Source organism: Streptomyces sp. NPDC056883 (assembly GCF_042788835.1).
GTDB classification, from domain to species: domain Bacteria; phylum Actinomycetota; class Actinomycetes; order Streptomycetales; family Streptomycetaceae; genus Streptomyces; species Streptomyces stoeckheimensis.
In genome coordinates, this window is sequence record NZ_JBHUBS010000007.1 from 51,103 (window position 1) to 70,398 (window position 19,296).

A 19,296-nucleotide genomic window follows, 5' to 3' on the forward strand; every position below is an offset into this window, starting at 1 on the left:
GGCGGGGTGGGGGGGGGGTGGGGGAGGGTGGGGGGGGGGGGGGGGGGTGGGGTGGGGGGGGGGGGGGGGGGGGGAGGGGGGGGAACAGTAAGGGGGCGCACCCCCCCTTCCGTCGTTCCCGGACCGCGTCAGGAAGCGGCCGGCGGTGTCGGCCCGCCGGGAGCGTCCTTGTGCGCGATCTTGCCCAGGGCGTCCTTCGCCTTGTCCGCACCGCTAGAGATCTGGCCGCTGTACTTGCCCTTGGTCTTGGAGTCGACGGCCTTGGCCACCTTCTCCAGATTCTGGGTGATCTTGCCCTCGTGCTGTGCAGCGAGGTCGCCGACCTTGTCCTTGGCGGGCGCGAGCTTGGCCTTCAGATTGTCCAGCAGGCCCATGGGTCACCTTCCAATAGCGAGGCTACGTGCGGGCACCCTCTGCGGCCTCGCTGTCCGCGGTGGCCTCCGCCGACTGCTGCTTCGGGATCTCGACGGCTTCCACCGCCGCGCTCTCCTCCGCCACAGCCTGCTCGGTCCCGGCCTCGTCGGCCGTCGCGGACTCCACCGTCAGATCCGCGGAAACGGCCTCTTCGGTCGTCGCCTGGGTCTTGCGGCCGAGAAGCCGGTCCAAAATGCCCATGTCTACTCCTATAACGTTACTCGTGTGAGTGAAGTTCCGCCGTGGACGGGCCGCCGCACGGCAGGCGCGCGCCCGGCCGGAACCCCGCCAAGGCAACGACCCCGGCCCGGTCCCGTCACGTAGCTCGATCGGGTACATGGCAGCGCCTTGACGAGGGGCTGCGAGACTGGTGCGGTGAGGAAAGCAGCCCCCGCCCCGCGGGTCATCGCCGTCGTCGGACCCACCGCGGCCGGAAAGTCCGATCTGGGCGTAGCCCTGGCCCGTCATTTCGACGGCGAAGTCGTCAACGCCGACTCGATGCAGCTGTACCGGGGGATGGACATCGGTACCGCCAAACTGACGACCGAGGAGCGCGGAGGTGTCCCGCACCACCTCCTCGACATCTGGGACGTCACCGAGACGGCGAGCGTCGCCGAGTACCAGCGCCTCGCCCGCGCCGAGATCGACAAGCTGCTCGCGCAGGGCCGTACGCCGGTCCTCGTCGGCGGTTCCGGCCTCTACGTCCGCGGCGCGCTCGACGCCATGGAGTTCCCCGGCACCGACCCCGAGGTCCGGGCCCGGCTGGAGGCCGAGGTCACCCTGCGCGGCCCCGGCGCCCTGCACGCCCGGCTCGCCGCCGCCGACCCGGCCGCCGCGCAGGCCATCCTGCCGAGCAACGGCCGCCGCATCGTGCGCGCGCTGGAGGTCATCGAGATCACCGGGCGGCCGTTCACCGCCAACCTGCCCGGCCACGAGTCCGTCTACGACACGGTCCAGATCGGCGTGGACGTGGCCCGGCCCGAGCTCGACGAGCGGATCGCGCTGCGCGTGGACCGGATGTGGGAGGCCGGGCTGGTGGAGGAGGTCCGCACGCTGGAGGCCGCGGGCCTGCGGGACGGAGTCACCGCCCCCAGGGCGCTCGGCTACCAGCAGGTGCTGGCCGCGCTCGCCGGGGAGTGCACGGAGGAGGAAGCGCGCGCCGAGACGGTCCGCGCCACCAAGCGGTTCGCCCGCCGCCAGGACTCCTGGTTCCGCCGCGACCCGAGGGTGCACTGGCTCAGCGGGGCCGCCGAGGACCGCGCGGAACTCGCCGGACTCGCGCAGTCGTTGGTCGAACGAGCGGTCACAGCCTGATCACGTGATGGCATCGGGACGCCCCGCACGCCCGTCCGGGGCCTGACGGCGTGCCATCATCAAACTTCCGCCGGTGCCGTCACCGGCGGTGAACGGCGGCGTACGAAGTCCAAGTGGGGAGGGCGCGTGGCGATGGAGGCCGGCCCTCGTGACACCGGTCGGGACGACACCCGGCGGGAAACGGACCCGACGCTTCACAGCGCCCTCGCCGACGGCGACGGCCTGATCGACGGAGCGCCGGCGGACGCCGACGCCCTCGCCCTGCCCGCGGACGCCGACGGCGGCCCGGGACTGGGACTGCCCGCGGATCCCGCCCGACTGACCCCCGACGGCCCGGACGCGCCGGACTCCGCCGAGGCGGAGGCCGCCGCCGCCCCCGCGTTCGAGGTGGAGCTGCGCCCGCAGCGCAGGCTGAGGCTGTGGCAGATCGCCCCCATCGTCATGCTGGCCGCGGCCGGATCCCTGATGTTCGCCTTCCCGCTCGCCTTCGAGTTCGGCGACGGCGGAGCGGTCGTCGCCATGCTCGGATTCCTCATCAGCTGCTGCGCGGGCGGCTGGGGCATGATGGCCGCGCGCCGCGTGGGCTACGCCCTGCCGGGGCTCCCGGCCCGCGGCTCGGGGCAGCGCCCCGACTGGCGCCTCGCCCTGCTGTACGCGCTGGTCGCGCTGGGTGTCGTGGCGCTCGCGGTGTACCGGGTGGCCCGGCTCCGCTAGGCCCAGGGGTGGCCCGGCTCCGTGAGGTGCGGGCTCGGTACCATGGGCGGGTGACGCAGACCAGCCTCTCCTTCCTCAAGGGCCACGGCACCGAGAACGACTTCGTGATCGTCCCGGACCCCGACAACGCCATCGAGCTGCCGGCCTCCGCCGTCGCGCGGCTGTGCGACCGGCGGGCCGGGATCGGCGCCGACGGCGTGCTGCACGTCGTGCGCTCCGCCGCGCACCCCGAGGCGGCGCACCTGGCCGACGAGGCCGAGTGGTTCATGGACTACCGCAACAGCGACGGCTCCATCGCCGAGATGTGCGGCAACGGCGTCCGCGTCTTCGCCCGCTACCTCCAGCACGCCGGGCACGTGGAGCCGGGCGACCTGGCCGTCGCCACGCGCGGCGGAGTCAAGCGGGTGCACCTCGACAAGACCGGCGACGTGACCGTCTCCATGGGCCGCGCCGAGCTGCCCGAGGGCGAGGTCACCGTCTCCGTCGGCGACCGCTCCTGGCCCGCGCGCAACGTCAACATGGGCAACCCGCACGCGGTGGCCTTCGTCGACAGCCTGGACGACGCCGGGAAGCTGTTGGACCCGCCCCCGTACAGCCCTGTGTCCGCCTACCCGACGGGCGTCAACGTCGAGTTCGTCGTCGACCGCGGACCCCGCCACGTCGCCATGCGCGTCCACGAGCGCGGCTCCGGCGAAACCCGCTCCTGCGGCACCGGCGCCTGCGCGGTCGCCGTGGCCGCCATCCGCCGCGACGGCGCCGACCCGGCCGTCACCGGCGCGCCCGCCACGTACACCGTCGATCTGCCCGGCGGCACCCTGCTCATCACCGAGCACCCCGACGGGCGGATCGAGATGACCGGACCCGCCGTGATCGTGGCCGAGGGCGAGTTCGATCCCGCCTGGCTCACCGAAACGGCTTTCGCCTGAAGCTTCCCTCTAATGGGTGATCCGTTTCACGCTGAGCGAGAGGTGGACTGCGCCACGTGGTGGGGTCGGTAGCATCAGGCACCGGCCCTGCGGGCGCACCCCATGCCCACCACCGCCGGTCGAAGCCGTCGGAGGTGCCCATGAGTGCAGAGGCCACGAACCCCGAAGCACGTCCCGAAGCGCTCCCCGAACTTCGCAGACGCGGCCGGACCAGGCTTGACCTGCGACGACTCGGACGCGCTGCGCTGCTCGGTCCCACGCCCCGGGACCGGCTGCCGGACGCCATCGGCCATGTCGCCGAAGCGCACCGCGCCCATCACCCCGACGCGGACCTGTCGCTCCTGCGCCGCGCGTACCTGCTCGCCGAGACCTCGCACCGCGGCCAGATGCGCAAAAGCGGTGAGCCGTACATCACACATCCGCTCGCCGTCACGCTCATCCTGGCCGAACTGGGCGCCGAAACCACGACCCTGACGGCCTCGCTCCTCCACGACACCGTCGAGGACACCGACGTGACCCTCGATCAGGTCCGCGAGGAGTTCGGCGACGAGGTCTGCTTCATCGTCGACGGGGTCACCAAGGTCGAGAAGATCGACTACGGCGCCGCCGCCGAGCCCGAGACCTTCCGCAAGATGCTCGTCGCCACCGGCAACGACGTCCGCGTGATGTCCATCAAACTCGCCGACCGGCTGCACAACATGCGCACCCTCGGGGTGATGCGGCCCGAGAAACAGGCACGCATCGCCAAGGTCACCCGCGACGTGCTCATCCCGCTCGCCGAACGGCTCGGCGTGCAGGCCCTGAAGACCGAGCTCGAGGACCTCGTCTTCGCGATCCTGCACCCCGAGGAGTACGAGCACACCCGCGCCCTCATCGCGGCCCACGCGGGAGAACGCGACCCGCTGCCCGCCATCGCCGACTCGGTACGGGCCGTCCTGCGCGAGGCGGGCATCGCCGCCGAGGTGGTGGTGCGGCCCCGGCACTTCGTCTCCGTGCACCGGATCTCCCTCAAGCGCGGGGAGCTGCGCGGCTCCGACTTCGGCCGCCTGCTGGTCCTCGTGGGAGAGAACGCGGACTGCTATGCCGTGCTGGGGGAGCTGCACACCTGCTTCACCCCGGTCATCTCCGAGTTCAAGGACTTCATCGCCTCCCCGAAGTTCAACCTCTACCAGTCCCTGCACACGGCCTTCGCCACGCCGGAGGGCTACGTCGCCGAGGTCATCGTCCGGACCCGGCAGATGCACCGGGTCGCCGAGGCGGGCGTGGTCGCGCTCGGCAATCCGTACACCTCCCCGCAGCAGGCCGAGCAGGTCGCGGCGGCCGACTGCGACGAGGAGCGGGTGGACCCGACCCGGCCCGGCTGGCTGTCGCGGCTGCTCGACTGGCAGCAGTCGGCGCCCGACCCCGACACCTTCTGGGACGTCCTGCGCTCGGAGCTGGCCCAGGACCGGGAGATCACCGTGTTCCGGGCGGACGGCGGCACTCTGGGCCTGCCCGCCGGCGCCAGCTGTATCGACGCCGCCTACGCGCAGTACGGCGAGGCGGCCCACGGCTGTATCGGCGCCCGGGTCAACGGGCGCCTGACCTCCCTGTCCTCCCGGCTCTCGGACGGGGACACCGTCCAGCTCCTGCTCGCGCACGACGCCTCCTCGGGGCCCACCGCCGACTGGCTGGACCACGCCAGGACCCCGGCCGCCCGGATCGCCGTCAGCAGCTGGCTGGAGTCCCACCCCGACGGGGCCCGGCCCGCCGACGCCGCACCGAGGCCGCCGCTCTCGGTGATCGGCCTCCGCAGTGGCGGGGGCAACGCCGTAGCCGACCTGCCCGACGCCACCGTGCGGCTCGCGGGGTGCTGCACGCCGGTCCCGCCGGACGCCGTCGAGGGGTTCGTCGTACGCGGCGGGGCCGTCACCGTGCACCGGGTCCGCTGCGCGACCGTGGCCCAGATGCGGGCGGTGGGGCGGACCCCCGTCGCCGTGCACTGGCGGGCGACCGCGGACTGCCGGGTCACCCTGCTCGCCGAATCGTTCGGCCGCCCCCACCTGCTGGCCGATCTGACCGAGGCCATCGCCCGCGAGGGGGTCGAGGTGGTCTCCGCGACCGTGGAGCCGCCGGTCGAACAGCGGGTCCGGCACAGCTACACCCTGCAGCTCCCCGACGCGACGGGTCTCCCGGCGCTGATGCGGGCCATGCGGGACGTGCCGGGGGTCTACGACGTCAGCCGGGCGTAGCCCGCCCGACCCCTTTCGGGTGGAGCCGTCGCGCGCCGTTCGCGGGCGCGTGGCGGGCGCTGATAAGCGGTGGGGGATGCAGCTCACCTCCCCGCGCCTGCGCGCCGCCCTGCTGGCCGCGGCCTCCCTCACCCTCGTCGCCGCCGTCGTGCCCCCGCCCAAGGCGCTCGGCATCGGCGACGCGCTCTTCCCCGAGCTGGGGAACCCCGGATACGACGTGCTCTCGTACGACCTGTCCTTCGCGTACAAGGACAACAACAGTCCCCTCGACGCGGTCACCGTCATCGACGCGCGCAGCCTCACCCGGCTCGAAACCGTCAACCTCGACTTCACCCACGGGAAAGTGGCCTCCGCCGAGGTCAACGGCGAACCCGCCGGCTTCGCGAGCGTCGGCGAGGACCTCGTGCTGACCCCCGCCCGGCCGGTGGAGCCGGACCTTCCGCTCCACATCACCGTCCGGCACACGAGCGACCCGCGCGGCCGCGGTGACGGCGGCTGGGTGGTGACCGACGACGGGCTGGCCATGGCGAACCAGGCCGATGCCGCACACCGGGTCTTCCCGTGCAACGACCACCCCGCCGACAAGGCGTACTTCACCTTCCGGGTGAGCGCGCCGGCCGGGAAGACGGCCGTGGCCAACGGGGTTCCGGGCGCGCTGCCGGCCCGCCGGGCGGGCGCCGCGACCACGTGGACGTACCGGACGCTGCATCCGATGGCCACCGAGCTCGCCCAGGTCTCGATCGGCGACTCGGCCGTGATCCACCGCTCCGGGCCGCACGGACTGCCGCTGCGCGACGTGGTCCCCGCGGCGGACCGGGAACGGCTGGAGCCCTGGCTGAAGAAGACCGCCGGGCACATCCAGTGGATGGAGGCACGGGTCGGCCGCTACCCCTTCGAGAACTACGGCGTGCTGATCGCGAAGGCCCGTACCGGCTTCGAGCTGGAGACGCAGACCCTGTCGCTGTTCGAGAGCGCACTGTTCGCGGGCGGTGGCGGATACCCCGAGTGGTACGTCGAGTCCGTGATGGTCCACGAGCTGGCCCACCAGTGGTTCGGCGACAGCGTGAGCCCGCGGACCTGGTCCGACCTGTGGCTCAACGAGGGCCACGCCACCTGGTACGAAGCCCTGTACGCGGACGGCCTCGGCAAGTACTCCCTGGAGCGGCGGATGCGCGAGGCGTACCAGCGCTCCGACCAGTGGCGCGCGGCCGGCGGCCCCCCGGCCGCGCCCAAGCCGGCCGCCCCGGGCGAGAAGATCGGGCTGTTCCGGCCGGCGGTCTACGACGGGGCCGCACTGATCCTGTACGCGCTGCGGCAGGAGATCGGGGTCAAGGCCTTCGACCGGGTGGAGCGGCGCTGGGTGGGCGAGCACCGGGACGGGGTCGCGGGCACGGAGGACTTCGTACGGCTGGCCTCGCAGGAGGCGGGGCGGGACCTGGCGGCGTTCCTGGAGCCGTGGCTGTACGGGAAGAAGACGCCGGCGATGCCGGGGCACCCGGAGTGGAGCGCCCCGAAAAGCGTGTGACGCGTGCGGAACGGGCATGCCACCATCGACGAGGCCGTTCCGCGGGGTGCTTCGGGCGAATCTCCAGAGGGAATCTCCGGGGAGTGTCACACGTTGGACGTGACAGTGTTATGTCACGCGCGGGAGTAGCTTTGGCCTTGGCTCCGCTTCGCCTGACGCGGACGCATTCGAAAACGACGTAAGGATCCAATGACCTCCTCTTCTTCCCCTTCCCAGGACGCGCGGGACGACGCACAGGATGCGCCGGATCCGCAGAGCTTCACCGAGAGCCTTCGGGCCGACGCCCTGATGGAAGAGGACGTCGCCTGGAGCCACGCGATCGACGGAGACCGGGACGGCGACCAGTACGAGCGCTCCGAGCGCGCGGCCCTGCGCCGCGTCGTCGGCCTCTCCACCGAACTCGAAGACGTCACCGAGGTCGAGTACCGCCAGCTCCGCCTGGAGCGGGTCGTCCTCGTCGGCGTATGGACCTCCGGCACGGTGCAGGACGCCGACAACTCCCTCGCGGAGCTCGCCGCCCTCGCCGAGACGGCGGGCGCGCTCGTACTCGACGGCGTCATCCAGCGCCGCGACAAGCCCGACCCGGCCACCTTCATCGGTTCCGGCAAGGCGCGCGAGCTGCGCGACATCGTGATGGAGAGCGGCGCCGACACCGTCGTCTGCGACGGTGAGCTCAGCCCCGGCCAGCTCATCGCCCTCGAAGACGTCGTCAAGGTGAAGGTGGTCGACCGGACCGCGCTCATCCTCGACATCTTCGCCCAGCACGCCAAGTCCCGAGAGGGCAAGGCGCAGGTCGCACTCGCGCAGATGCAGTACATGCTGCCGCGACTGCGCGGCTGGGGTGCCTCGCTGTCCCGGCAGATGGGTGGCGGCGGCGGTGGCGGCATGGCCACCCGCGGCCCCGGTGAGACCAAGATCGAGACCGACCGGCGCCGGATCCGCGAGAAGATGGCGAAGATGCGCCGGGAGATCGCGGAGATGAAGACCGGCCGCGACATCAAGCGGCAGGAACGGCGCCGCAACAAGGTGCCCTCGGTCGCCATCGCCGGATACACCAACGCCGGCAAGTCCTCGCTGCTCAACCGCCTCACGGGCGCGGGCGTCCTGGTGGAGAACGCACTGTTCGCCACCCTCGACCCGACCGTGCGCCGGGCCGAGACCCCGTCCGGCCGGGTCTACACCCTGGCCGACACGGTCGGCTTCGTCCGGCACCTGCCGCACCACCTCGTCGAGGCGTTCCGCTCCACGATGGAGGAGGTCGGCGACTCCGACCTCATCCTGCACATCGTGGACGGCTCGCACCCGGCTCCGGAGGAGCAGCTGGCGGCGGTCCGCGAGGTCATCCGCGAGGTCGGCGCCGTCAAGGTGCCCGAGATCGTGGTGATCAACAAGGCGGACGCGGCCGACCCGCTGGTGCTCCAGCGCCTGCTGCGGATCGAGAAGCGCTCCATCGCCGTCTCGGCGCGCACGGGTCAGGGCATGGAGGAACTCCTCGCGCTCATCGACGCCGAGCTGCCGCGGCCGGCGATCGAGATCGAGGCCGTGGTCCCGTACACGCGCGGCGGCCTGGTCGCCCGGGCACATGCCGAGGGCGAGGTGATCTCCGAGGAGCACACGGCGGAGGGCACCCTGCTCAAGGCGCGGGTGCACGCGGAACTGGCGGCGGAGCTCGCTCCGTACGTGCTCGCGAAGCACTGACGCGCACGGGATGAACGAGTGAGGGCCCCCGCACCAGCGGGGGCCCTCACTCATTCGGTGTGTGTGGTGCGTGTGGTTACTTGAACTTGCCGCTCACCGCGTCGAAGACGCCCTTCGCCTCCGGACCCAGCCGGGGCCCGGCCAGCCAGCCCGCCTTGGCGGGACCGATGGAGGTGTTCGACACCAGCGCGGGCTTGCCGTCGGCACCCGCCGCGACCCAGCCGCCGCCCGAGGAACCGCCGGTCATCGTGCAGCCGATGCGGTACATCGTGGGGTCGGTCGCGTTCAGCGACAGCCGGCCGGGCTTGTCGGTGCACTGGAAGGTCTTCTGGCCGTCGAACGGAGCCGCCGCCGGGTAACCGGTGGCCGTCATCTTCGCGATCTTGGGCGCGGCCGGGGCGTTGAACTCCACCGGGAGCGCCGTACCGACCGTCTCCTCCAGCGACTTGCCGCCACCCTTCTCCGGGGTCACGTGCAGCACCGCGAAGTCGTACGGGGCACCCGCGCCGCCGGTCGGACCGCCGGTCGCGATCCACTGGTCGGAGGTCTGCGCCCAGTCGCTCCACCACACGCCGTACGGGGCCACTTCCTCGCGGGGCGCACCCTTGAGCGCGGCCGCGGCCTTGCCGCTGTTGTTGTACGACGGGACGAAGGCGATGTTGCGGTACCAGCCGCCGGACTTGCCCGCGTGCACGCAGTGGCCGGCCGTCCAGACCATGTTGGACTTGCCGGGGTGCGCCGGGTCCTTGACCACGGTCGCCGAGCAGACCATCGATCCCTCGGGGCCGTCGAAGAAGACCTTGCCGGAGGCGGGGACGCTCTGGTGGTAGGGCGGGGTGGCGGCCTTGGCGGCCACCGGAGCCGGAGTCGGGTCGGTGACGCCCTGGTCCTTGCCCGCATCGGGGTCGACGGCGGGGGGCTGCGGCGTCTTGGCGGCGTCACGCATCCGGTCCGGGTCCCAGAGGTCCTCGATGATCGGGTTGATGTAGTCGCCCGCCTCGCGGAGCCAGTCCTCCTTCTTCCAGTTCTTCCACTCACCCCCCTTCCACTTCTCCAGGTCGATGCCGTGCTCCTTGAGCTTGTCCTTGAGCCCGTCCGGGATCTTCACCCCGTCGAGGCTGGTGGGCACGCTCACCGCCACGGTCGGCTTGGCGTCGGTCTCACCGTCGCCGGGCCCGCACGCCGCGGCGGTCAGCGCGAGCGCGGCCGAGCACAGGATCGCGGTGACCGGTCGGATCGGTCGCATGTCGTGAATCCCCCTGGATGGTTCTTGGTTCGGGACGGTGCCTGGGTAGGCGGGCGCCTGGGTTGCAGCACCCCACTATGCCGCTGCCGTGGGGGACGGCACAGCCCGGGGCACCGGTTCCCCCGGGCCGGAAAGGGATCCGGGCCGGACGGGGATCCCGCGGCGGGCAAGGATCTTGGGCCCACCCGTGATCCGTCGCCGCCACCGTCGTTGGTACGTACGGGGGATGGGGGAGCAGCGTGGGTGTTCGAAGCACACCCCGGAAGGGCAACCGTGCGGGAGGAGCGAGACTCGTGCCTTTGACGGCTTGGACGGGCGAGCAGGCCACGGCTGGGGAGCAGGTGCCGGCGCAGGCGAACCGGGGCGCGGAGGAAGGGCACTTCGTGGATCCGGGGCCGGGCGCAGGTCCGGGTGCGGCGGAGGGGATCCTGCGCAGGCAGGCACAACGGGAGTCCGCGGCACGGACGTACGCGCGCTCCCTGCCCATCGTGCCCGTGCGCGCACGGGGGTTGACCATCGAGGGAGCGGACGGACGCCGCTACCTCGACTGCCTCTCCGGCGCGGGAACCCTCGCCCTGGGCCACAACCACCCGGTGGTGCTCGAAGCCATCCGCGGGGTCCTCGACTCGGGGGCCCCGCTGCACGTGCTGGACCTCGCGACTCCGGTCAAGGACGCCTTCACCACCGAACTGTTCGCCAACCTGCCGGCGGAGCTGGCCGCGGACGCCCGCATCCAGTTCTGCGGCCCGGCCGGGACGGACGCGGTGGAGGCCGCGCTCACCCTCGTCCGCACCGCGACCGGCCGGTCGGGGCTGCTCGCCTTCACGGGGGCCTACCACGGCATGACGGCGGGGGCGCTGGCCGCTTCCGGCGGGGCCGCGGACGTACGGGTGGCCCGGCTGCCGTATCCGCAGGACCGCCGCTGCCCGTTCGGAGTCGGCGGGGCCGAGGGGGCGGAGCTGTCGGCCCGCTGGACGCGGAACCTGCTGGACGACCCCAAGAGCGGGGTGCCCGTGCCCGCCGGGATGATCGTCGAACCCGTCCAGGGAGAGGGCGGGGTCCACCCCGCCCCCGACGCCTGGCTGCGCAGCATGCGGGAGATCACGGCGGAGCGGGGGATCCCGCTGATCGCCGACGAGGTCCAGACCGGGGTCGGGCGCACCGGGGCCTTCTGGGGGGTCGACCACGCGGGGGTCGTCCCCGACGTGATGGTGCTCTCCAAAGCCATCGGGGGCAGCCTGCCGCTCGCGGTGATCGTGTACCGGGCGGAGCTGGACCAGTGGGCCCCCGGTGCCCACGCCGGCACCTTCCGCGGCAACCAGCTCGCCATGGCGGCGGGCACCGCGACGCTGGCCTACGTCCGGGAGAACGGCCTCGCGGAGCGCGCGCGGGTCCTGGGCGCGCGCATGCTCGCCGCCCTGCGCGGCTTGATCCCGGCGCACCCGTGCGTGGCGGACGTACGGGGCCGCGGGCTGATGATCGGCGTCGAACTGGCCGACCCCGACACCGGGGAAGCCTCGCCCGACCTCGCCGTCGCCGTCCGCCAGGCCTGCCTGGACCGCGGCCTGATCGTCGAACTCGGCGGCCGCCACTCCAGCGTCGTCCGCCTCCTCCCTCCCCTCACCCTGACCGACGAACAGGCCGCGGCCGTCCTCGACCGCCTCGCCGACGCCATCCCCGCCGCCACCCGCCGCTAAGGACCCCCATGCCCGACCCCCTCCACCCCACATCCCCGATCCCGCCCCCCACCACCTCGGTACCGCCCCTCCCGCCGGCCGCCGCCACGGTGCTGCGCCCCGGCCCCGCAGGTCCCACCCCTCCGTCGGCAACCGCCACGGCGTCCCCGGCCCCGCCCACGGTGCTGCCGCCCGCAGCGGGGGACCCACCCCTTCCGCTGTGGCCCCCGACGCTGCTGCTGCCGTCCGGTACCCCGGATCCCACCCTTCCGTCGGCGACCGCCACGGTGTCCCCGGTCCCGCCTGCGGCGCTGCCGCCCGTGGTGGGGGACTCGCCCCTTCCGCTGTCGTCGCCGACGGTGCTGCTGCCGTCCGGTACCCCGGATCCCAGCCTTCCGTCGGCGACCGCCACGGTGTCCCCGGTCCCGCCTGCGGCGCTGCCGCCCGTGGTGGGGGACCCGCCCCTTCCGCTGTCGCCCCCGACGCTGCTGCTGCCGTCCGGTACCCCGGATCCCAGCCTTCCGTCCGCCGCTGCCACGGTGTCCCCGGTCCCGCCTGCGGCGCTGCCGCCCGTGGTGGGGGACTCGCCGCTTTCGCCGACGGTGCTGCTGCCGTCCGCCGCCATCGTGTCCGCGGCCCCGGCCGCAGTGCTGCCACCCGCAGCCGGGGATCCCACCTTTCCGTCGGCCCCGTCCACGGTGCCACCGGTCCTGTCGCCCGCAGCGTTGGACCCGGCCCTTCCGGCGGCGACCCCCACCGCGCTGCTGCCCGGCGCCTCGGGTCCCACCCCTCCGTCGTCCCCGGTCCCGTCGTACGGCGCCCTGGACTCCACCCTTCCGTCAGCCCCGTCCCCGGTATCGCCGTCCGCAGCTTTGGGCTCCGGCCTTCCCTGGGCCACGCCCGCGGCGCCGATGGCCCCGCCGCTCAGCCCCTCGGGCCCCGCCTTCCCGCCGTCCGCTTCCGCGCAGCCACCTGCCAACTCCCCACAACCACCGCAGACTCCGACTGCTGCCACCGCACCGCCGCAGCTCCCGCCTCCGTTGGGGTCCCTGCAACCTCGGGCAGCCGCCACCCCGCCCTCTTCACTACGGTCCCCGGTAGCTCCGGCCGAGCCCGCGCAGATGCCCGCTGATCCGCTGGTGTCACCGGACTCGCCGTCTGCCCCGGCCCCTCTGCCACCGGTGCCTTCTGATCGGCTGGGTTCGCCGCTCCCTACGACGGCCTCTGCGCCGCACGCCGATCCGCCCTGGCGACCGGCCGCTTCGGTTGACTCCGTTCCTCTGTCGCCGGACTCTTCTCCGGCCCCCGCGCTGCCGCCGTCGTCGCCCGCCGACCGGCCGGGTTCACCGCTTCCGTGGGCTGCTTCCGTGCCGCCTGCCTCGGCGCCGGAAGACGCGCCCCAGTCCCTGCCAGCTCCGATGGCCGCTGAGCCGTCCTCCTCATCGGATCCGTCGCCCGCTCCCGCGCTACCGCTGTCGGCGCAGGCCGATCCGTCACGGTCCCCTCTTGCTGCGGCCGCGCCACCGCCGATGCCGGCCTCGGCCCCGGGCACGCCACCCGGTGTAGGGGGCGGTCCGATCCCCTCTCCGGACACCTCGGGCTCCCCCTCTGCTCTCGGGTACGGGCACACATCCTCCGCACCCTTCCTCGTCGGCTCCGAGGTCGGGCCCCGCTCAACCGCGTCAGCCACTCCTCCCGGAGAACCACCCACGATCGGGACACCCCCAAGCGCCACCCAGGGTTCGGCTGCCGCGGACGGGCACCGGCCCACGACGCTTCCGACCGCCCCCGCAGGGTTCCAGCCGCCGCCGGCCCCCGCCCCGGGGGCCCGGTCCGCCGTCGAGAGCGCACCGGCTCCCGCTCCCGCAGGCCCCGCCGCACCTACGCCACTGGCGGCCCCGATCCTCGGATCCGCGCCGACGCAGGTGTCGGGTCCGACCCCGGACGCCGCGCCGACGCCGCATCCGTACGGACGGCCCTCACCGTCGCTGACGGCCTCCGCCGGGAACGTGCCGACCCGCCTGGGGAAGCCTTCCGGTACCGAGCCCACGGCTCCCGGTCCGAGCCCGGCCCCGGCCGGGCAGCCCCCAGTCAGTGCGGCCTCGGCTGCAACGGCTGCTGCGCCCCGACCTGGGTCGCCGGGCAGCGAGCCTCCGCCTGCCGCCCCCGGATGGCAGCCGACAGCCGCTTCGGCGGAACGTTCTCCCCAGCCCGCCGCCCATGCGGCTGTGGCCGGTGGGTCCACGACCCCGCCTACCGCGTGGCCGCCCTTGTTTGCTTCGGCGGAGGGTTCCTCTCGGCCCGCCGCCGATGCGGCTGTGGGAGGTGGGCCGACGGCCCCTCCCACCGCGTGGCCGCCGCTGCTCGCTTCGGCGGGCGGCTTCCCCCGGTCCACCGCCGATGCGGCCGTGCCCGGCGGGTCTTCGGCCGGCGCCGCCGCGTGGCCCGGGGGGACGGCTCTCAATGGGGCCTTGGGCGGTGTGCCTTCGGCCGCGGCTTCGGGGCCGGCTTCCGGGGATGCGGCCGACGCCGGTCCGGCAGGACTGGCTGAGGGGCTGTCGGCCGGGGGCTTCGCGGATGCCCTTGCCGGGTGGCCCGGGGCGGAGGTTCTGGGAGCGGCGACCGGACCGGCTTCCTCGGCCGACCCGGCGCCGTCGGGTCCCGGGCGTTCGGGCGAGCTGCCCTCGGGGGGACAGGGCAAGGCCCTGCCCAAGGGGCCTTCTGAGGCCGCCCTTTCGACATCGGGTTCCACCGGCACGCCCACCGCTGCCCAGGACGCGGTGGCCCCACGACGCGGAGCAGCCGAAGCGGAAGAGCGGGCCACGGCGTCGGCGCCGCCGGGTGACGGCTCCACCGGTTCTGCCGGTGGGCTTCCTGGCATGCCTGCGGCGGGCATGCCCTGGCCGCCGGCCGAGCCGCAGTCACCCGCCGCGGTGCCACGGCAGAAGGACGGCACCGCCCGACCGCGCGTGGGAGCGGCCGACCCGTTGGACCACCCCGACCCCAGGGTCGCCGCCGAGGCCGCCTCGGTGGAGAACCTGCTGCGCTGCTGGGTCCGCGAGACCGGACTCGAACAGCCCGCCGGGCCCGTCCTGCGCATCCCCCTCCCCGCATCGGGCGCCGCCCTGCTCGTCGCCGTCCGCTACTGGTCCACAGCCGGCTGGCACCGCTTCGGCCCGGCCCGCATCGAAGGCGTCACCGCCGATGCCCCAGCCGTGGACGCGGTCACCCTCGCGGCACTGATCTCCCGCGAAGGCGAAGGCACCCCCGGAAAGGCCCTCGGCGACGGTGCCCCCGGCGGCGCCGACCTCGTCGGCCGGGTCGCCGACTCGGTGCACCGGACCGCCGAGTTCATCACGGACCGCCGCCAACGCCCCGCCGCACCCGACCCCGTCGCCGCGGACCGGTTCCTCACCGCCGAACAGTCGCTCCTCCTCGGCCACCCGCTGCACCCGACCCCGAAGAGCCGCGAGGGGCTCTCCGAAGCCGAAGTGCGCCGCTACTCACCCGAACTGCACGGCTCCTTCCCCCTGCACTGGGTGGCGGTCGCACCCGCCGTCCTCGCCACCGACTCCGCCTGGACCGAACGCGGCCGCCCGGTCACGGCCGCCCGGCTCCTGGGCCGTCTCGCCCCCGGGCTCCCGGTGCCCGACGGTGCCACCCCCCTTCCCCTTCACCCCTGGCAGGCCCGCGACCTGCTCCAGCGCCCCGCGGCCGCCGCCCTCCGCGACGCGGGACTCCTGCATGACCTGGGCCCGTACGGCGCCCCCTGGTATCCGACCTCCTCCATCCGCACCGTCCACCGGCCCGGCGCCCCCGCAATGCTCAAGCTCTCCCTCGGCCTGCGCATCACCAACTCCCGTCGGGAGAACCTCCGCAAGGAACTCCACCGCGGCATCGAGGTGCATCGGCTGCTCCGCACGGGACTCGCCGAGCGGTGGCAGTCCGCTCACCCCGGCTTCGACATCGTCCGCGATCCCGCGTGGGTCGCCGTCGACGCCCCGGACGGCGCACCCGTCCCCGGACTCGACGTCATGCTCCGGCACAACCCCTTCCGACCGGACGACGACGCCCTCTGCATCGCCGCACTCACCGCACCCCGCCCGTGGCCCGGGCGGACCGGCATGAGCTCCCGGCTCGCCGAGACCGTGTCGCGGCTCGCCGCCACCACAGGGCAGACGACCTCCGCCGTCGCCGCCGAGTGGTTCCTGCGCTACCTCGAACACGTCGTCCTGCCGGTGCTCGCCTTCGACGCGCTCGCCGGCATCGCCCTCGAAGCGCACCAACAGAACACGCTGGTGCTCCTCGACCCGGCCGGCTGGCCGGTCGGCGGCCGCTACCGCGACAACCAGGGCTACTACTTCCGCGAATCCCGCCGCTCGGAGCTGGAGCGCCGGCTTCCCGGAATCGGCGCCACGAGCGACACCTTCGTCTCCGACGCCGTCACCGACGAACGCTTCGCCTACTACCTCGGCATCAACAACGTGCTCGGTCTCATCGGGGCCTTCGGATCCCAGCGGCTCGCCGACGAGCGCATCCTGCTGGCCGCCTTCCGTCGATTCCTCGGCAAGGCCAGGGGCCTCGGCCCGCTCCCCGAGAGGCTGCTCGACTCGCCCACCCTGCGCTGCAAGGCGAATCTGCTCACCCGCCTCGGAGGCCTGGACGAGCTCGTCGGCCCCGTCGACACCCAGTCCGTCTACGTCACCATCGCCAACCCCCTTCACGATTGACGCGTCAGCACCGAAACGGAGAAGAGCCCCCGATGCCCTCCACCGACTTCCACACCGGAGTGCTCCTCACCGATGTGGCCGGCACCGATGTGCTCCGCACGGAGGTGTTCCGCACCCCAGCGCCGCGTCTCAGCGCCGAGTCGCTGCCCCGGCTCGCCGAAGCCGATCTGCTCGACTCCCCGGCGGCCTGGGGCGGCGTCACGACGAGGTCGGGTGTCTTCCGCCTAGAACCGGTGCGGCTCGACCGCGACCTGGAGCTGCTCACCGGCTGGATGAACGACCCACAGGTGGACGCCTACTGGGAACTGGCCGGCCCGGCCGCCGTCACCGCCGCCCACGTGTGGAGGCAGTTGGACGGGGAAAGTCGCAGCATCCCGTGCCTCGGCCTCCTCGACGGGACGCCGATGAGCTACTGGGAGATCTACCGGGCCGACCTCGACCCGCTCTCCGCGTACTACCCGGCGCGCCCCCACGACACGGGTATCCACCTGCTCATCGGAGACGGCACGAACCGCGGCCGAGGTCTGGGCACCGCGCTCCTGCGCGCCGTCGCCGACCTGGTGCTCGACAATCGCCCCCGCTGCATGCGCGTCATCGCCGAACCGGACATCCGCAACACCCCCTCCGTATCAGCCTTCCTGAACTCCGGCTTCCGTTGCCCCGCCGAGATCGAACTGCCCGGCAAGCGAGCCGCCCTGATGATCCGCGAACGGGCACTGCGCAATCTCCTCTGAGCGCCGCCCCGCCCGCCTCACCCACGCCGTCCCCGAAGCCCCCGCCGCCCCGCGGTTCCCGTACACCTCTTCACTTCCCGCACATCTCACCTCGAAAACTCTGCGCCACGCAGCAAAGTTCCCGATCTTGAGGAGTCCCGTGCAGAACTTCCCCGCAGCCCCCGACTCCCCAGGCCCCCACTTCCCGGACACCGTGCCCCCGTCGCCCCAGCACCCGTGCACACCGCCCGAACTGAACCGTCCGACCTGGGATTTCGCCGCCCGCCGGCTGCTCGCCAAGATGCTCGGCGAGTTCGCGTACGAGGAGATCATCACCCCGGTCCCCGCCCCGGCCGCTTCCGGTGACGCCTGGACGCTCACCCTCGACGACGGCAGCAGCCTCGGCTTCCGGGCCCGCCGCCGCTCGTACGGCAGCTGGCACGTCACCCCCGACACGATCACGCTCACCCCGCAGCCCGCGCCCTCCGGGGCACCGACCGCCTCAGGGGCACCAACCGCCTCCGCGTTGCCGACCGCCTCCGCGTCGCCGACCGCCTCCGGTAACCCGTGCGCCTTCGGAGACCCGTACGCCTTCCTCATCCGCGCGCGCACCCTCCTTGGCCTCGACGGCGCCACCCTCGGCCACCTCGTGCGCGAGCTCAGCGCCACGCTCGCGGCCGACGCCCGCATCGACCACACCGCGCTCACCGCGGACGTCCTGGCCGACCTCGACTACGCGGCCCTCGAAGGCCACCAGACCGGCCACCCCTGGCTCGTCCTCAACAAGGGGCGGATCGGACTCTCCGCCTCCGACACCGCGGCCTGGGCGCCCGAGGCCCGCACCGCCCAGCGCCTGCCCTGGCTCGCCGCCCACACCTCCCTCGCGCACTACCGGGGCACCGCAGGCCTGGAAGACCCCGCCCGCCTCTACTCGGCCGAGCTCGACCCCGTCACCCGCGCCCTCTTCGACCGGACCCTGCGCGACCGCGGCCTCGATCCGCTCGGCTACCTCTACCTCCCCGTCCACCCCTGGCAGTGGGACGAGGTCCTCCTGCCCCTCTTCGCCCCGGCCCTCGCCGCCGGCACCCTGGTCCCGCTCCCCGCCGACCCCGACCTCCGCCTTCCCCAGCAGTCGATCCGCACCTTCCTCAACCTCACCCGCCCCGACCGTCACAGCGTCAAACTGCCGCTCTCCGTCCTCAACACCATGGTCTGGCGCGGCCTGCCCTCGGACCTGGCCCTCGCGGCGCCCGCCGTCACGGCCTGGATCCACTCCCTGCGCGACGGCGACCCCTTCCTCCGCGAGGAATGCGGAGTGATCCTGCTCGGAGAGGTCGCCTCCGTCACGGTCCGCCACCCCGTCTACGACGCGCTCCCCGAAGTCCCGTACCAGTACAAGGAGCTGCTCGGTGCGATCTGGCGCGAGCCGCTGACCGGGCACCTCGCCCCCGGCGAGCGGGCCCGCACCCTCGCCTCGCTCCTGCACACCGATCCCCGCGGCCGGTCCTTCACCGCCGAGCTCGTCGCCCGTTCCGGTCTGACGCCCACGGTCTGGCTCCAGCGGCTCTTCGCCGCCCTGCTGCCGCCCCTGCTCCGCTTCCTCTACCGCTACGGCACGGTCTTCTCCCCGCACGGAGAGAACACCATCGTGATCTTCGACGAGCACGACGTCCCGGTCCGGCTCGCGGTCAAGGACTTCGTGGACGACGTCAACATCAGCGCCGAACCGCTGCCGGAGCTGGCGGCGATGCCCGAGGAGGTGCGCGCGGTCCTGCTCACCGAGCCCGCGGACTTCCTGCCCCAGTTCATCCACTCGGGGCTCTTCGTCGGCGTCTTCCGCTACCTCTCCGCCCTCTGCGAGGACCGGCTCGGGGTCCCGGAGGACATGTTCTGGTCCCTCGTGCGGGCGGAGATCCTGCGCCACCAGGCCCGTTTCCCGGAGCTCAAGGAGCGCTACGAGCTCTTCGACCTGCTCGGCGAACGCATCGTGCGGCTCTGCCTCAACAGGAACCGTCTCTACGAGGACGGCTACCGCGACCGGCCCGACCGCCCGCACGCCGTGCGCTACGGCACCGTGCCGAACCCCCTCCACCGGTCATGACCGCTCGC

General features: G+C 73.3%; 13 protein-coding genes. 10 read left to right on the top strand and 3 right to left on the bottom strand.

Annotated elements, in window-relative coordinates; genetic code table 11:
* Positions 1 to 128: 128 nt before the first annotated feature.
* Together ACFRU2_RS19150 and ACFRU2_RS19155 are read right to left on the bottom strand one after the other, a co-directional pair.
* Entirely contained in the window at positions 129 to 374 is a 246-nt protein-coding gene (locus ACFRU2_RS19150; protein ID WP_266881466.1) for an antitoxin, read from the bottom strand.
* Positions 375 to 396: 22 nt separating this feature from the next.
* The gene (locus tag ACFRU2_RS19155) at positions 397 to 615 is read right to left on the bottom strand and encodes a gliding motility protein (protein ID WP_351370657.1); all 219 of its coding nucleotides are present in this window, start codon (positions 613 to 615) and stop codon (positions 397 to 399) included.
* Positions 616 to 789: 174 nt separating this feature from the next.
* Between ACFRU2_RS19155 and miaA the strand changes: the two genes are divergently transcribed.
* The 6 genes from miaA (at position 790) to hflX (ending at position 8,822) form a co-directional block, all read left to right on the top strand.
* Positions 790 to 1,728, top strand: coding sequence for a tRNA (adenosine(37)-N6)-dimethylallyltransferase MiaA (gene miaA / locus ACFRU2_RS19160; protein ID WP_382973401.1), 939 nt, complete (start codon positions 790 to 792; stop codon positions 1,726 to 1,728).
* A 126-nt stretch (positions 1,729 to 1,854) separates the two neighbouring features.
* Positions 1,855 to 2,442 (top strand): hypothetical protein, encoded by a 588-nt coding sequence (locus tag ACFRU2_RS19165; RefSeq protein WP_382973404.1) that lies wholly within the window; start codon positions 1,855 to 1,857, stop codon positions 2,440 to 2,442.
* 50 nt (positions 2,443 to 2,492) lie between these two features.
* Positions 2,493 to 3,368, top strand: a complete 876-nt coding sequence (gene dapF / locus ACFRU2_RS19170; RefSeq protein ID WP_382973406.1) for a diaminopimelate epimerase — start codon at positions 2,493 to 2,495, stop codon at positions 3,366 to 3,368.
* A gap of 140 nt (positions 3,369 to 3,508) precedes the next feature.
* Complete coding sequence (locus ACFRU2_RS19175; protein WP_382973409.1) at positions 3,509 to 5,599, top strand: RelA/SpoT family protein; 2,091 nt, start codon at positions 3,509 to 3,511, stop codon at positions 5,597 to 5,599.
* A gap of 76 nt (positions 5,600 to 5,675) precedes the next feature.
* Positions 5,676 to 7,124, top strand: a complete 1,449-nt coding sequence (locus tag ACFRU2_RS19180; RefSeq protein ID WP_382973412.1) for a M1 family metallopeptidase — start codon at positions 5,676 to 5,678, stop codon at positions 7,122 to 7,124.
* A 189-nt stretch (positions 7,125 to 7,313) separates the two neighbouring features.
* Positions 7,314 to 8,822 carry a GTPase HflX gene (hflX, locus tag ACFRU2_RS19185; RefSeq protein WP_382973416.1) on the top strand — a complete coding sequence of 503 codons (1,509 nt, stop codon included), beginning with the start codon at positions 7,314 to 7,316 and terminating at the stop codon, positions 8,820 to 8,822.
* 76 nt (positions 8,823 to 8,898) lie between these two features.
* Here the strand turns inward: hflX and ACFRU2_RS19190 are convergent, their stop codons facing one another.
* Positions 8,899 to 10,068, bottom strand: coding sequence for a hypothetical protein (locus tag ACFRU2_RS19190; RefSeq protein WP_382973419.1), 1,170 nt, complete (start codon positions 10,066 to 10,068; stop codon positions 8,899 to 8,901).
* Positions 10,069 to 10,451: 383 nt separating this feature from the next.
* Between ACFRU2_RS19190 and ACFRU2_RS19195 the strand changes: the two genes are divergently transcribed.
* The 4 genes from ACFRU2_RS19195 to ACFRU2_RS19210 all read left to right on the top strand — a co-directional run bounded on the left by ACFRU2_RS19195 (position 10,452) and on the right by ACFRU2_RS19210 (position 19,288).
* Complete coding sequence (locus tag ACFRU2_RS19195) at positions 10,452 to 11,765, top strand: diaminobutyrate--2-oxoglutarate transaminase family protein (protein WP_382974010.1); 1,314 nt, start codon at positions 10,452 to 10,454, stop codon at positions 11,763 to 11,765.
* Positions 11,766 to 14,623: 2,858 nt separating this feature from the next.
* A complete protein-coding gene (locus tag ACFRU2_RS19200; RefSeq protein ID WP_382973422.1) occupies positions 14,624 to 16,474 on the top strand; it encodes an IucA/IucC family protein in 1,851 nt (616 codons plus the stop codon).
* 32 nt (positions 16,475 to 16,506) lie between these two features.
* Complete coding sequence (locus tag ACFRU2_RS19205; protein ID WP_382973425.1) at positions 16,507 to 17,208, top strand: GNAT family N-acetyltransferase; 702 nt, start codon at positions 16,507 to 16,509, stop codon at positions 17,206 to 17,208.
* A 139-nt stretch (positions 17,209 to 17,347) separates the two neighbouring features.
* Entirely contained in the window at positions 17,348 to 19,288 is a 1,941-nt protein-coding gene (locus tag ACFRU2_RS19210) for an IucA/IucC family protein (RefSeq protein ID WP_382973428.1), read from the top strand.
* The last annotated feature ends 8 nt before the right edge of the window (positions 19,289 to 19,296 follow it).

Bases quoted from the DNA above. Each gene is read 5' to 3' on its own strand.
- ACFRU2_RS19200 (WP_382973422.1), top strand. From the start codon at position 14,624: ATGCCTGCGGCGGGCATGCCCTGGCCGCCGGCCGAGCCGCAGTCACCC.
- ACFRU2_RS19155 (WP_351370657.1), bottom strand. From the start codon at position 615: ATGGGCATTTTGGACCGGCTTCTCGGCCGCAAGACCCAGGCGACGACC.
- ACFRU2_RS19180 (WP_382973412.1), top strand. From the start codon at position 5,676: ATGCAGCTCACCTCCCCGCGCCTGCGCGCCGCCCTGCTGGCCGCGGCC.
- ACFRU2_RS19150 (WP_266881466.1), bottom strand. From the start codon at position 374: ATGGGCCTGCTGGACAATCTGAAGGCCAAGCTCGCGCCCGCCAAGGAC.
- ACFRU2_RS19190 (WP_382973419.1), bottom strand. From the start codon at position 10,068: ATGCGACCGATCCGACCGGTCACCGCGATCCTGTGCTCGGCCGCGCTC.
- hflX (WP_382973416.1), top strand. From the start codon at position 7,314: ATGACCTCCTCTTCTTCCCCTTCCCAGGACGCGCGGGACGACGCACAG.
- ACFRU2_RS19205 (WP_382973425.1), top strand. From the start codon at position 16,507: ATGCCCTCCACCGACTTCCACACCGGAGTGCTCCTCACCGATGTGGCC.
- ACFRU2_RS19175 (WP_382973409.1), top strand. From the start codon at position 3,509: ATGAGTGCAGAGGCCACGAACCCCGAAGCACGTCCCGAAGCGCTCCCC.